Below are 13,679 nucleotides of genomic sequence, written 5' to 3' on the forward strand. Positions count from 1 at the left end.
GCCAGTACTTGATCAGTGGCCAGTACTCGATCAGCAGGCGAAGGAGCCGGGCATGACGTACGCGAACCTCTTCCGCCTCGACGGGCGGCACATCGTGGTCGTCGGCGGGGGCAGTGGCATCGGCCGGGAGGCCGTGCGGGCGCTGGCCGCGCACGGCGCGGACGTGACGGTCGCCGACCGCGACCTCAAGGGCGCGGCGGAGACCGCCCGGCTCGCGCGGGAGGAGCCGCCGGCGCCCGGCAGCCGCACCGGCACGGCCACCCCGTTCGAGCTCGACGTGCTGGACGGCGACGCGGTGCGCGCTGCCGCCGCCGCGTGGGGCGCGCCGGACGGCCTGGTCGTCACCGTCGGCGCCAACGTCCGCAAGCGGATCGTCGATTACACCCTGGAGGAGTTCGACCGGGTGGTCGCGCTCAACCTCCGGGCGCACTTCGCGCTCGTACAGGCCGTCGCCCCGGCCATGGCCGAGCGCGGCAGCGGCAGCGTCGTCGGGCTCGCCTCCATGCGCGCGATACAGGTCGAGCCGGGCCAGAGCGTGTACGCGGCGTCCAAGGCGGGCCTGGTGCAGTTCCTGCGGACGGCGGCCGCCGAATGGGGGCCGCGCGGGCTGCGGTTCAACGCCATCGCGCCCGGCGTCGTGCGCACGCCGCTGACCGACCAGATCGCCGCCGACCCCGAGTGGTACGACGCGTACGCGCAGGCGTCCGCGCTGCGGCGGTGGGCCGGCGCCGAGGAGCTGGCCGGTGCCGTGCACTACCTGGTCTCGGACGCGTCCACCTTCGTCACCGGCAGCGTGCTGACCGTGGACGGCGGCTGGACCGCGGTCGACGGCCGCTACGAACCCACGGTCTGACCTCGGCCTGACCTGCGGTAACGTCCGAGCGGCCAGCGACCGCAGCACGTCGTCCCGTACCCCTCGATCCCTTTCGAAACCCCTCGAAGGAGCCCCATGTCGCACGCCCCTGAGGACCGCGGGCGGGAGGGCCCGGCGGAGGCCGGCGCGCACCCGCTCGACGGCCTGCCCCAAGTGAGCGCCCGGCGCCCCGCGCTGTGGCTGCTGCTCGTCCCGGCCGTCCTGTACTGCCTGGCGCCGCTCGTGGCGAACCGCATCGAGCCGCGCGTCCTCGGCGTGCCGTTCCTGCTGTTCTGGATTCTCGCCGCCACGGTCGTCAGCCCCCTCGTCATCTGGGCCGTCACCCGCCTGGACCCCGCGTACCGCACGGGCGCGGCCGAACCGCTGCCCGAAAGCACCGAAAGAGCCGAAGGGCCCGAAGGATCCGAAGGAGGCACCGCATGAGCGGCTCGGCGGCGCTCGCGACGACCATCTTTGGCCTCGCCATGGTCGCGACCATCCTCATCGGCGTGCTCAGCGCCCGCGGCCGGGACAAGGGCCTGGCCGAGTGGTCGGTCTCCAGCCGGGGCCTGGGCGTGCTCTTCATCTGGCTGCTGATGGCCGGCGAGACCTACACCAGCTTCTCCTTCCTCGGCACGGCCGGCTGGTCGTACTCCTTCGGCGTGCCGATCCTCTACCTCGTCGCCTACCTCACGGTCGGCTTCGCCGTGGCGTACGTCGTCGGCCCGGCCATCTGGACGTACGCGAGCCGGCACGGCCTGATCTCCATCGCGGACATGGCCGAACACCGCTTCCGCTCCCGGCCGGTGGGCATCCTCGTCGCGGTGATCGCCACGGTGTTCCTCGTGCCCTACATCCAGGTGCAGATCCAGGGCATGGGCGTGGTGGTCAACGCGATGACGTACGGGAGCGTGGACCTGCGGGTCGCCGCGGTCATCTCGTTCGTCGTCGCGGAGATCTTCATCCTGGTGTCCGGGCTGCGCGGCTCGGCGTGGGTCAGCGCGCTCAAGGACGTCCTGGTCATCGCCGCGGTGGTCTTCCTCGCGGTGTACGTCCCGATGCACTACCTCGACGGTGTCGGCGACTTCATGCACCGTATGGTCGCGGAGAAGCCCGAGTGGCTGACCTTCCCCGGGCACGCGTCCGGCGGCCGGGACGCGGCCTGGTTCATCAGCACGCTGCTGCTCAACGCCGTGACGATCACGATCTTCCCGACCACCGTCGCCGGTTACCTCAGCGCGCGGAACCCCAACGCGCTGCGCCGGAACGCCGTACTGCTGCCCTGGTACCAACTCCTGCTCTTCGTCCCGATGATGATCGGCGCCACCGCGCTGTTCGTCATGCCCGCCCTCGGCAATCCGGACCTGGCGCTGTTCAGCCTGGTCACCGACTCGCTGCCGGCCCCCGCCGTGGCCATCATCGGCGTCGCGGGCGCGCTCTCCGCCATCGTCCCGATGAGCGTGTTCATGCTCGCGATCGGCACGCTCTGGGGCCGCACGCTGCTCGGCGGCGGCAACGGCGCCGACCCGCGCAGCCGCCGCACCGGCCGCACGCCCGCCGACGACGTCCGCACCAAGCGGCTCTCCCAGCTGGTCTGTCTGATCGCCGGACTGATCGCGCTGGGCGGCGCCCTCTTCTACCCGAACACCCTGGTCCAGCTGTCGGTCCTGTCGTACGAGGGGCTGGCGCAGCTCGTCCCGGTGGTACTGCTCGCGCTGTTCTGGCGGCGGATGTCGAAGGCCGGCGCGGTGTCCGGGATGCTCGCCGGGCTCGCCGTCGTGGTGGCGCTGTGGGCCAGCGGCAACGACCCGCTGTACGGCGTCAACGGCGGCATCGTCGGGCTGGCCGTCAATCTTGTGGTCACTGTGGCGGTCACGCTCGCCGGGCCCGGGGGAGCGCGCCCCGCACCGCACGCACCCCGTACGGAAGGCAACGACCCCGCCCAGGCGGCCACCGAGGAGGCAAAGTGATCGACGAGACGCCCCCCGTGCTCCACCGCGCCGCCCACATCGTCAGCCAGCGCGTGCCCGGTGCCGCCGGGCCGGCAGGCGCCCCCGAGCCCGAGGGCTTCGCCGTCGCGGACGGCCGGATACGCGCCACCGGCTCCCTCGCCGCGCTGCGCGACCGCTTCCCCGGCGCCCGCGAGGTCGACCACGGTGACGCCACCCTCATCCCCGGCCTCAACGACGCCCACATCCACCTCGCGATGGCCGCCACCGACCTGCTCCACCTCGACCTCTCGGCCGCGGCGGTCGCGACCGTCGACGACCTGCTCGCCGCCGTCACCGCCGAGGCGGCCCGCACGGCACCGGGGGAGTGGATACGCGGCAGCCGGTACGACGACGTCAAGACCGGCCGGATCACCCGCCGGGAGCTGGACCGGGCCGCGCCCGGCCACCCCGTCCTCGTCGTGCAGGTCGCCGGGCACTGGGGCGTCGCCAACTCGGCGGCGCTGCGCGCCCTGGGCGTCGACGAGGACACCCCGGCCCCGGACGGCGGCGACTTCGGCCGCGACGCCGACGGCCGCCTCGACGGGCGGCTGATCGAACGCGCCCTGATGAACGTCGTCTATCCGGCCACGGCCCGCGGCGACTCCCCGCTCACCCCCAGCTCCCCGCAGGACCGGCTGCGCGGCCTGCTGCGCGCCCAGGAGTTGTGGCACGCCGCCGGGCTCACCTCCATCTGCGACGCGCTGATCGCCCCGGATGACATTGCCCTCCTGCGCACCGCGCGCGGCCAGGGACGGCTGACGATGCGTACGGGCATGCTGCTCTCCATCGACCACTACGCCAAGGCCCGGGCACTCGGCGTCGGCAGCGGCTTCGGTGACGACCTGCTGCGCTTCGTCGGCGTCAAGGCGTTCCTGGACGGCGCGATCGGCGGCCGGACCTGTCTGCTGGCCGAGCCGTACGCCGACCCCGAGTGCGGCGGCCCGGACGGGCACGGTCTCCAGACCACGTCCACCGAGGAGCTGTTCGCGCAGGTCCGGGAGGTGCACGCGGACGGCAACCGCATCGGCGTGCACGCCAACGGTGACGCCGCGATCCGCCTCGTCCTGGACGCCTTCGAAGCGGCGCACAGCGAGCTGCCGCGCCCCGGGCTGCGGCACCGCATCGAACACTGCACCCTCATCGACGACGCCATCCTCGCCCGCATGAAGGCGCTGGACGCGATCGCCGTGCCGTTCGCCGGGTACGCGGGCTACCACGGCGGCGCGCTCAACACCTGGTACGGGCCCGAGCGCACGGAGCGGATGTTCGCGCACCGCTCGTTCCTGGACGCGGGCGTCACCGTCGCCGGGTCCTCGGACTACCCCTGCGGCCCGTACGAACCGCTCCTCGGCCTGCAGTCGATGGTCACCCGCGAGGGCATCGAGGACGGCGCGGCGGTCGGACCCTCGCAGCGGGTCACCGCCGCCGAGGCGCTGCGCATCTTCACCCTCGGCTCGGCCGAGGCGGAGGGCACGGCCCACCACAAGGGCCGGATCGCCCCCGGCCACCTCGCCGACTTCGTCGTCCTGGGGGAGAACCCGCTGACCACCGACCCCCACGGCATCGCCGCGATCCCCGTACGCGCGACATACGTGGGCGGCGAGCGCGTACACGAGGAGGCCACCCGATGACGGCATCCGGCACCGCGGTCACCTTTGAAGTACCGGGCCTCGCCGCCCCCGTGGAGATCCTCGTCGACCGCTGGGGCGTGCCGCACCTCTACGCTTCCTCGCGCGCCGACCTCTTCCTCGCGCAGGGGTTCAACGCGGCCCGCGACCGGCTCTTCCAGATCGACCTGTGGCGGCGGCGCGGCCTCGGCCTGCTGGCGGAGGTCTTCGGCCCCGAGTACGCCGAACACGACCGGGCGGCGCGGCTGTTCCTCTACCGCGGCGACATGGCGGCGGAGTGGCAGGCGTACGGCCCGGACACCGAGCGGACCACCACCGCCTTCGTGCACGGCATCAACGCCTTCGTCACCCTCTGTCGCGAGCAGCGCGCGTACCTCCCGCCGGAGTTCCGGCTGCTCGACTACGAACCGGCGTACTGGCAGCCTGCCGACGTCGCCCGCATCCGCAGCCACGGCCTCTACTACAACCTCCACGACGAGGTGCAACGCGCCCTCACCCTGCGGGACTTCGGGCCGGAGGTGGAGGAGCTGCGCAAGGTCCGCGAGCCCGCCCACGAGCTGCGCGTACCGGAGGGCCTGGACCTCTCCGTCATCCCGGACGACGTGCTGCGCGTGTACCGGATGGCCACCACCCCGCCGTGGGCCGCGAACGCGCCGCGCCAGGGCATCGACGGTAGCAACAACTGGGTGCTCGGGCCGTCCCGCACCGCCACCGGGCGCCCGCTGCTGGCCAACGACCCGCACCGCGCCGTCACCCTGCCCGCGCTGCGCTACCTCGCGCACCTCTCGGCCCCTGGCCTCGACGTCATCGGCGCGGGCGAGCCGGCCCTGCCCGGCGTCTCCATCGGCCACAACGGCCGCCTCGCCTTCGGCCTCACGATCTTCCCCATCGACCAGGAGGACCTGTACGTCTACCGCACCGACCCCGCCGACCCGAAGCGGTACGCCTACGGGGACGGCTGGGAGGCGATGACGAAGGTCACCGAGACCATTCCGGTGCGCGGCGGCGAGCCCGTCACCACCGACCTGTGGTTCACCCGGCACGGCCCGGTCATCGACGAACGCCCGGACCGGGCCGCCGCGTTCGCGGTCCGGGCCGCCTGGCTGGAGCCGGGCATGGCCCCGTACCTCGGCAGCATGGACTACATGGGCGCGGCCGGGCCCGACGCCTTCGTCGCCGCCATGGAGCGGTGGGGCGCGCCCGGCGAGAACCAGGTCTACGCGGCCCCGGACGGCACGACCGGCTGGCGCCCGGCCGGGCGCGTCCCCGTCCGCCGCGGCTGGGACGGCACCCTCCCGGTGCCGGGCGACGGCCGGTACGAATGGGACGGGCACCATCCGGTCGGCGCGCTGCCCTCCGTACGGGACCCGGAGGACGGCTGGTTCGCCACGGCCAACCAGCTCAACCTCCCCGAGGAGTACCCCCACGCCGAGCGGACCGTCACCTACGACTGGTACGCGCCCCACCGCCACCACCGCCTCGCCGAGGCGCTGGCCGCGCGGTCGGACTGGACCGTGCCGGACTGCGTGGCTCTGCAGAACGACTACGTGAGCCTGCCCGCGCGCGAGATCCAGCCGCTGCTGGCGGGCCTCACAGCGGACGACCAGCAGGTGAGCGAGGGGCTGAAGCTGCTGCGGGACTGGGACGCGTCGCTCGACGCGGACTCGCCCGCCGCCGCGCTCTTCGAGATCTGGTACCGCCGCCACCTACGCGCCGAGCTGCTGCGCCGCGCCCTCGCCCGGCTGCTCCCTGCGGAGCGGGTGGCAGCGGCGCTGGCCCGCGTGCTGCCCGCCGAGGACGCCAGCGCCGACCCCCGGGTCGACCTCTCGCTCCTCCTCGCACCGGGGGACCGGCTCGGGCCCGACCCGGACGCGGCGATCCGCGCGGCGATCCTCACCAGCCTCGGCCCCGCGATGGCGGAGACCGCGGAGCTGCTCGGGCCCGACCCCGGCGCGTGGCGCTGGGGCGCGCTCCACCAAGCGCATCCGCACCACCCCCTGGCCGCGCTCCTCGGCGAAGAGGCCGCGGACTGGTCCTCGGTGGGCCCCGCGCCGCGCGGCGGCAGCGGCGACACGGTCTCGGCGACGGCGTACGGCCCCGGCTTCCGGCAGTCCGGCGGCGCCACCTTCCGGCTGGTCGTGGACGTCGGCTCGTGGGACGACTCGGTGGCGATGAACGCGCCCGGCCAGTCCGGCGACCCGGCCGGCCCGCACTACCGGGACCTGTTCGAGCCATGGGCGGCGGACGAGGCGTTCCCACTGCTGTACTCGCGCGACCGTATCGAGCGGCACACGACGCGACGGATCACACTCGTACCGGGCGGGTGACCGCCGACGGTCACTCCGCGAAGAGCGCGTCCAGGTACACCCACGTGCCGTCGTGCCGGACGAAGCGGCTGTGCTCGTGCAGCGTGTCCTCCGTGCCGCCGTACAGGAACCGCGCCCGGAATTCGACGGCTCCGGTGGTGTGGAACGCGCTGCCCTCGGACGTCTGAAGGATCTCCAGGCCCAGCCAGCGCTGCCCCGCGTCGAACTCGATGCGGGGCGGCCGGGTGTCCGGATGCCAGGTCCGCAGCAGATAGGCCTCGTCGCGGACCACGAAGGCGCTGTAGCGCGAGCGCATCAGCCGCTCGGCGGTGGGCGCCGCCGCCGTCCCGGCGTGGCACCGCCCGCAGCACTCCCCGTACGGGGCGGAAAGGCCGCAGGGGCAGGGCGAGGACGCGGTGATCGCAGGGGCTGCGGTGTGCTGGGGGCGCGGGGTACGACGGGGCATGCGCCCATTGTGCCCGGTCGCGGAGGTACGGCCGTGATATCGCCGAGCGGACACATCGTCTCGCCATACGAGACGGCGTTACGTGGGGCTTACACCCGGTATTACCGTGGAGGGCATGCTCGGACCCGCCAGTGTGCTCACGCTCGCGCTCTTCGCGGCGACGCCGTGGGACGTCGACGACGCGCTCTGTAGCCGCTGACGCCCCCGGTCCGGCCCTTTCCGGTACGTCCGTACGTACCGCATCCCCTCCCACGGAGACCCACGTGACGACCGCTCCCCCCGCCGGGGCGGCCGAGGCCCCGCCTCGTACCGGCACCCTGCTCACCCCGGCACCCACCCGCACGCCCGCGCCCGAGGCCGAGCCCGCGCCGCCCGTCCGCCGGACGCCCCTGGTGGTCGCCGGCCTGATCGGCGCGGGCCTCACCGCCTACGTGTGGACCGCCAACGGCGCCAAGCCCGGCATCCTGCTGCTCCTGGGCATCGCCCTGGGCTTCGCCCTCTTCCACTCCCGCTTCGGCTTCACCTCCGCCTGGCGGCAGCTGATCGCCGTCGGCAACGGCACCGGGCTGCGCGCCCACGCCCTGCTGCTCGGCACCACGGCGACGCTCTTCGCGCTGCTCATCGGCACCGGCACCGGCCTGTTCGGCTCGGTACCCGCGCCCAGCGCGGGGCCGCTGGGCATCGCCCTGCTGGTCGGCGCCTTCCTCTTCGCCGTCGGCATGCAGCTCGGCGGCGCCTGCGCCTCCGGCACGCTCTTCGCCGTCGGCTCGGGCCAGAGCACCATCGTGCTCACCCTCGGCGGCTTCATCGCCGGCTCGACCCTCGCCGCCTGGCAGTACAACCTCTGGCGCGACCTGCCCGCCTTTGACCCGGTGCTGTTCTCCGACCACCTGGGCTGGGCCGGCTCCTGGGCCGTGACCATGGTGTTGCTCGCCGTGGTCGTCCTGGTCTCCCGCCGCGTCCAGGCCCGCCGCAACCCGCCGCCGGTCGGCACCCCGCCGTCCGCGCGCACCACCCCGGCCCGCGTCTTCCGCGGCTCCTGGACCCTGTGGGCCGGCGCGCTGGCGCTCGCCGTCCTCGGCGCGGGCGTGCTGCTGGTCTCCGGCGGCGCCTGGGGGATCACCAGCGCCTTCGCGCTGTGGGGCTCGAAGCTGGTGGGCGCGCTCGGCGGCTCTCCCGAGCACTGGGCGTTCTGGCAGGACCCGAAGAACGCCGCCTCGTACGCGGGCCCGGTCCTCGCCGACAAGACCAGCCTGACGGACCTCGGCATCATGATCGGCGCGGCTGTCGCCGCCGCGGCGGGTGGCGTATGGAAGCTGCACCGCGGCCTGCCCGCCCGCACCGCGCTCGCCGCCGTGCTCGGTGGCGTCCTGATGGGCGTCGGCGCCCGGATGGCCGGCGGCTGCAACATCGGCGCGTACCTCGCCGGCATCGCCTCCGGCAGCCTGCACGGCTGGATCTGGGGCGCGGCGGCGCTCGTCGGCACCTGGGCGGGCCTCCGCCTGCGCCCGGCCTTCGGGCTCGGCAACCCGAAGCCGGGGGACGGCGTCTGCTGACCGCCTGACACGGACGAAAGCGGCGGCCGCCAGGGAAGATCCCCGGCGGCCGCCGCCGTCAGTACGCGCGCTCACCGCTCCTGGATGCGGATATCGCGGTACGAGATGACGTCGCTCGTACTGTGGACCTGGAGGCCGATGTAGCCGGAGGCGTAGCGCCGGCCGTCGGTGCCCGGGTCGTCGTCCCGCGGCGGGTTGAAGACCTGCCCGCCGGTGTTGTCGAACTCGTTGATCAGCTTGCCGTTGCGGTAGATCTCGTAGTGCTGGTCGGTCACCCGGATCTCGTAGTCGTTCCAGGTGCCCTTGGGCGTGACCCCGGCGCCGCCGAGGCCGACCCGGTCGAACCCGTAGATCGAGCCCGTCTTGTACATGTCGCCGTCCGGACGGTCCAGGATCTGGACCTCATGTCCGTACTTGATGGCGACCCACTCGGGACGGGACTCCTCGGGGTGGTCGTGGACATCGGGGAAGCGGACGAAGACCCCGCCGTTGGCGTTGCCGGTGCCCGGCGCGTCGTCCCGGAAGCGCAGCTTCAGCGAGAAGTCGTCGAAGCGGCGCTCGGGGAACCACAGCATGCCCATGCCGTCGACCTTGGTGCTGCTGGTCATGGCGCCGTCACCGGTGAGCGAGAAGGCGCCGCCGCCCACGTGCTCCCACTTCTCGAAGGACGCCTGCGTCCCGTCGAAGAGGTCGCGGTAGCCGGTGTGCTGCCCGGGCTTGCCGATGCCGGACTGGCGGGCCGCCTTGTTGATCGCGCGGTACTCCCGCTTGTCGATCACACCCTCCTTCAGGAGCTTGTCGGTCACCTCCGTGACGTGCTTGAGGAAGAGCGCCTGCGAGGACCAGTCCTTCTCGTCCTCGATCAGCTCGTTGATCATGCAGCGGTTGCCGGTGACCCGGTTCGGTACACCGGTGTCGACCGTGCCGACGATGACGGTCAGCCGCTCGTCGTGCTCCGGGCAGGGCGGCGCCGGCACCCCGCCGCCCGTGGCGACGGTGAAGGAGGCCGTCCGCGCGGGCGAGGTGTTGCCCGCCTTGTCGGTCGCCCGGTGCGCGAGCGAGTGGTATCCCACCCGGTCCACGATCACCGGCTTCTCGTACGCGAGATACGGCCCGCCGTCCAGCGAGTACTCGGTCTTCGCCACACCGGAGCCCTCGTCGGTGGCCGTGAGGGTCACCGTCGCCTTCCCGATGTACGCGCCGTCCGAGTTCTTGTCCCCCTCGACCTTGGCCGCGGTGTCCGGCGGGGTGGTGTCCTCGGGCGGCGGCGCGACGACGGTGAAGTCCACGGACTTCTCCGGCGCGGCGTTGCCGGCCTTGTCGGCGGCCCGGTAGCGGACCTTGTGGGCACCGGCCTCGTGCACCATGACGGGCCCGGTGTACGGCTGCCAGGCGCCGTCCCCGAGCGCGTACTCGATGGTGTTGACCCCGGACCCGGTGTCGGACGCGGTGACGGTCACCGTCGCCATGCCGACGTAGGCGCCGTCCGCGTTCTTCTCGCCGGTCACGGTCGCGCTGGTCTCCGGCGGCGTGGTGTCGTCCGTCGGCGGCGCGACGACGGTGAAGTCCACCGACTTCTCCGCCGCGACATTGCCCGCCTTGTCGGCAGCGCGGTAACGGATCTTGTGCGTGCCGACCTGGTCGACCACGAGGGGCGCGGTGTACGGCTGGAAGCCGGCGTCGCCCACCGCGTACTCGATCCGGTCCACGCCCGAGCCGCCGTCCGTCGCCGAGACGCTGACGGTGGCACTGCCGACGTACGCGCCGTCGGCATTCTTCTGTCCCTCGACCTTCGCCGAGGTCTCCGGCGCCGTGGTGTCCTCGTTGCCGCCGTCGGTGACGACGAGGATGCCCTGCATCTGCTCGTGGCCGGGGATGGTGCAGTGGTAGCGGTACTTGCCGGGGCTGAGCGTGACTTCGGCGGTGTGCTTGCCGCCGGAGGAGTCACCGGGATTCGCCATGATGTTGAGGCTGACGTCCTGGTTGTACTCCGGGTCGGAGGTGACGAAGGTCAGGGTGTGCGGCATCCCCATGGTGTTGCCGGTGGCCTCGCTGTTCTCGAAGACGATGGTCGTCTTCCCGGCCACGGCTGTGGTGGGCGCCGAGGCGTACTTGGTGATGTCGTCGCCCGCCGTCCAGGTCAGGGTCTGCTGCACCTCGGCGGGCGCCGGCTGCCCGTGGGCCGTCGTGACGCCGACCCCGAGCAGCAGGAACAGGACGGAGAGCAGAGCGGTCAGCCGCCGGTTCATCGGACCGCCTTCCGGGCCAGGTCAGCGGGGAGCGGAGTCGCCGGGCCGCCGTGGTACGTGATGTGCCACAGCGCCGACTTGCCGTCGTGGGTGAAGAAGCCGCGCCCGTAGTCCAGGACGTAGAGCGAGCCGTCGGGCGCGAACGTCCAGCCCATCAGGTTGCGGATGCCGTCGGCCCCGACCGGAATGATCTTGTCGAGGGTCTCGGCGTGCACGGGCAGCCCGCCCGAACCGGCCGTCTTCGGGTCCATGACGACCGCGTTCCGCGGCTGCTCACCGTCGTAGAAGTCGCCCACGAACCACTTGCCGTCCCAGTACGCGGGCCAGGCGTCCTTGCCCGCCGTGGCGGCGTCGTAACGGTAGACCGGGCCGTCCATCGCGGCCTGCCCACCGCCCTTGAGCCAGGGCAGCAGGAACTTCTGCTCGGACTTCTTGTAGCTCGGCACGCCGTTGGCGTCCCGCGGGAAGTCCGGGCCGCCGCCGGCGGGGGAGTACCAGATGTTGTTGGCCTCGGCGGGCGGGATGTTGACCAGCCCGTCGTTGTTCGGCGACTCGTTCTTCAGGTTGTCGCAGTCGTACCAGCCCAGCGGCTTGCCCGGGTCCGGCAGGTTGCGGTCGCGGTAGGGCTGCTTGTTGCCCATGCAGAACGGCCAGCCGCGGTTGGAGGCGTGGGTGATCGTGGCGAACGTGTCGTACTTCGCCGGTCCCCAGGTCTCGCTCGGGTCGGTCGCGTCCGGCCCGACCCAGCCCGCGTAGAGCGTGTCGGTCTTCTTGTCGACGGAGATCCGGGAGGGGTTGCGGACGCCCATGACGTAGATCTCGCCGCGGGTCTTGCCGCCGCCCTCGGCGGTCTCCTTGCCGGTGAAGAGATTGCCCTCGGGGAGGGTGTACGTGCCGTCGTCCTCGGGGTGGATCCGCAGAATCTTCCCGTTGAGGTTGTTCGTGTTGCCCGCGGTCCGGCGGGCGTCGGCGAAGGAGACGCCCTTGAAGTTGGGCTGCGGGTTGTTGCCCGAGTAACCGTCGCTGAACTGGCTGGAGTTGTTGTCACCCGTGGCGATGTAGAGGTTGTTCTTGGAGTCCCAGGCCATGCCGCCGCCCGCGTGGCAGCAGCTGTGGATCTGCACCGGCCACTTCAGCAGCACCTTCTCCGAGGACATGTCCAGCTTGTCCGTCTTCAGGTCCATGGTGAAGCGGGAGACGCGGCGCTCGGCCATGTGCGTCTCGCGGTCGATCTTCGAGTGCGGCGTGTAGTGCAGGTACACCCAGCCGTTGTCGAGGAAGTGCGGGTCCAGCTCGATGCCGAGCAGCCCCTCCTCGTTCTTGACCAGCTCGTCGCCGCCGCCCTTGTTGCCGAAGACGGTGACCTCGCCCGCGAGCGTGACCTGCTGTGTCTTCGGGTCGTAGACGTGGACGGTGCCCTTGCCCTTGCCGATGTCGGGGTTGTTCCAGTCGGTGATCACGGGCGCGTCCGAGCCCTCGCCGCCGCGGCCGATGTAGAACACCCGGCCGTCCTTGGCGGTCACTACGCCGTGCGGCTCGCCGATCTGGTCGTGCTGACCCGGCTGGTTGGGCCGGGTGACCCGCTCGGCGGTGTAGTTCGAGGCGATGGTCGCCCGGCAGTCGGCGCGGGCGAGCCGGGTGGTCCACAGCAGCGCGCCGCGCAGGTGGGCCCGGAAGTCGGACTCCTGGAAGCCGGCGGCCGTGCCGCCCATGCCGGTGTAGAAGGACCGCCCGCCGTCGTAGTCGCGGCACCAGGAGATGGGATGGTCGGCGCCGTTCGCACCCGTGCCGGGCCGGAAGGTGTTCTCCCGTACGCGGGCCACGGTGTGCACCGAACCGCTGGGATTCTCGGCCCAGTTGAGCCACCGGTCGGGGCGCTTCCACTCCAGTGGCAGGCTCTTGGTGGCCGGGTTGTCCCGGTCGCCGACCTCGACGGTGGCGCGCTGGATGTTGTCGGTGCCGCCCGTGGGGCGGGCGCCGATCAGGCCGGTGAACCAGTCGGAGTACGGCTCGGCGCGGGCCGCGTCGTGGATGCCGACGAACCCGCCGCCGGCCTCCATGTAGCTCTCCAGGCCCGCTTCCTGCTCGGGATCGAGCACATCGCCGCCGCCGGTCAGGAAGACGACCGCGTTGTACCGGCCGAGCCGGGGCTTGGCGAAGACCGACGGGTCGGCCGTGGCGTCGATCGCGAAGTGCTCGGCGGCCGGCCCCTGCCGCCCGATCTTCTCGATCGCCTCGATGCCGGCGTTCACCGTCGGCGGCTCCTCGCCCGCCGAGGCGTGGAAGACCAGTACGCGGACGTTCTCGCCGCCGGGCGGCGAGGGCAGTGCGAGCTTCGGTACGGACGGTTCCGGCGGGGCCCCGGCCAGCGCGGGGGTCCCGCCCAGCAGGGCCGCCGTGACGGCCAGCGCGGACAGCCCGGCCGTCCGTCTCAGCCGCCCGGTGGTGGTGCGTTTCTGACGTGGTGCGCGACGCATGGTTCACCCACCCCTCTGAGGACACAGCTGTGAGCACACAGCGACAGCCGACGAAGCTAGACCTCTTTCGGCGGCCCGCCAAGAGCTATGACCGCAAGTCAACAAACTTTGTCCTTGGCGTGGATAAACGAAGATCACGGCGCTACCGTTCCG

At 72.4% G+C, this 13,679-nt stretch carries 9 protein-coding genes; 6 read left to right on the forward strand and 3 right to left on the reverse strand.

Going from position 1 to position 13,679, the window contains the following annotated elements:
- Positions 1 to 52: 52 nt before the first annotated feature.
- The 5 genes from ACZ4MH_RS08750 to ACZ4MH_RS08770 all read left to right on the forward strand — a co-directional run bounded on the left by ACZ4MH_RS08750 (position 53) and on the right by ACZ4MH_RS08770 (position 6,799).
- Entirely contained in the window at positions 53 to 853 is an 801-nt protein-coding gene (locus ACZ4MH_RS08750) for an SDR family NAD(P)-dependent oxidoreductase (protein WP_351591591.1), read from the forward strand.
- Between the two features lie 96 nt (positions 854 to 949).
- Complete coding sequence (locus ACZ4MH_RS08755) at positions 950 to 1,297, forward strand: DUF3311 domain-containing protein (protein WP_351591593.1); 348 nt, start codon at positions 950 to 952, stop codon at positions 1,295 to 1,297.
- On the forward strand, positions 1,294 to 2,823 hold the full coding sequence (locus tag ACZ4MH_RS08760; protein WP_351591596.1) for a sodium:solute symporter family protein: 1,530 nt from the start codon (positions 1,294 to 1,296) through the stop codon (positions 2,821 to 2,823). The genes ACZ4MH_RS08755 and ACZ4MH_RS08760 overlap by 4 nt, the downstream gene beginning before the upstream one ends.
- On the forward strand, positions 2,820 to 4,475 hold the full coding sequence (locus ACZ4MH_RS08765) for an amidohydrolase (RefSeq protein ID WP_351591599.1): 1,656 nt from the start codon (positions 2,820 to 2,822) through the stop codon (positions 4,473 to 4,475). The genes ACZ4MH_RS08760 and ACZ4MH_RS08765 overlap by 4 nt, the downstream gene beginning before the upstream one ends.
- On the forward strand, positions 4,472 to 6,799 hold the full coding sequence (locus ACZ4MH_RS08770) for a penicillin acylase family protein (protein WP_351591602.1): 2,328 nt from the start codon (positions 4,472 to 4,474) through the stop codon (positions 6,797 to 6,799). The genes ACZ4MH_RS08765 and ACZ4MH_RS08770 overlap by 4 nt, the downstream gene beginning before the upstream one ends.
- A 10-nt stretch (positions 6,800 to 6,809) precedes the next feature.
- On the opposite strand, the gene ACZ4MH_RS08775 is transcribed toward ACZ4MH_RS08770, so the two are convergent.
- Positions 6,810 to 7,244: a YchJ family protein gene (locus tag ACZ4MH_RS08775; protein WP_351591605.1), complete on the reverse strand. Its 435-nt coding sequence runs from the start codon at positions 7,242 to 7,244 to the stop codon at positions 6,810 to 6,812.
- Between the two features lie 263 nt (positions 7,245 to 7,507).
- Between ACZ4MH_RS08775 and ACZ4MH_RS08780 the strand changes: the two genes are divergently transcribed.
- Positions 7,508 to 8,800: a YeeE/YedE family protein gene (locus tag ACZ4MH_RS08780; RefSeq protein WP_351591608.1), complete on the forward strand. Its 1,293-nt coding sequence runs from the start codon at positions 7,508 to 7,510 to the stop codon at positions 8,798 to 8,800.
- Between the two features lie 71 nt (positions 8,801 to 8,871).
- Here ACZ4MH_RS08780 and ACZ4MH_RS08785 read toward each other — a convergent pair whose 3' ends face one another.
- Positions 8,872 to 11,049: an OmpL47-type beta-barrel domain-containing protein gene (locus tag ACZ4MH_RS08785; RefSeq protein ID WP_351591611.1), complete on the reverse strand. Its 2,178-nt coding sequence runs from the start codon at positions 11,047 to 11,049 to the stop codon at positions 8,872 to 8,874.
- Positions 11,046 to 13,526, reverse strand: coding sequence for a ThuA domain-containing protein (locus tag ACZ4MH_RS08790; protein WP_351591613.1), 2,481 nt, complete (start codon positions 13,524 to 13,526; stop codon positions 11,046 to 11,048). The genes ACZ4MH_RS08785 and ACZ4MH_RS08790 overlap by 4 nt, the downstream gene beginning before the upstream one ends.
- Positions 13,527 to 13,679: the final 153 nt, after the last annotated feature.

This window comes from Streptomyces sp. NPDC026301 (genome assembly GCF_055567935.1).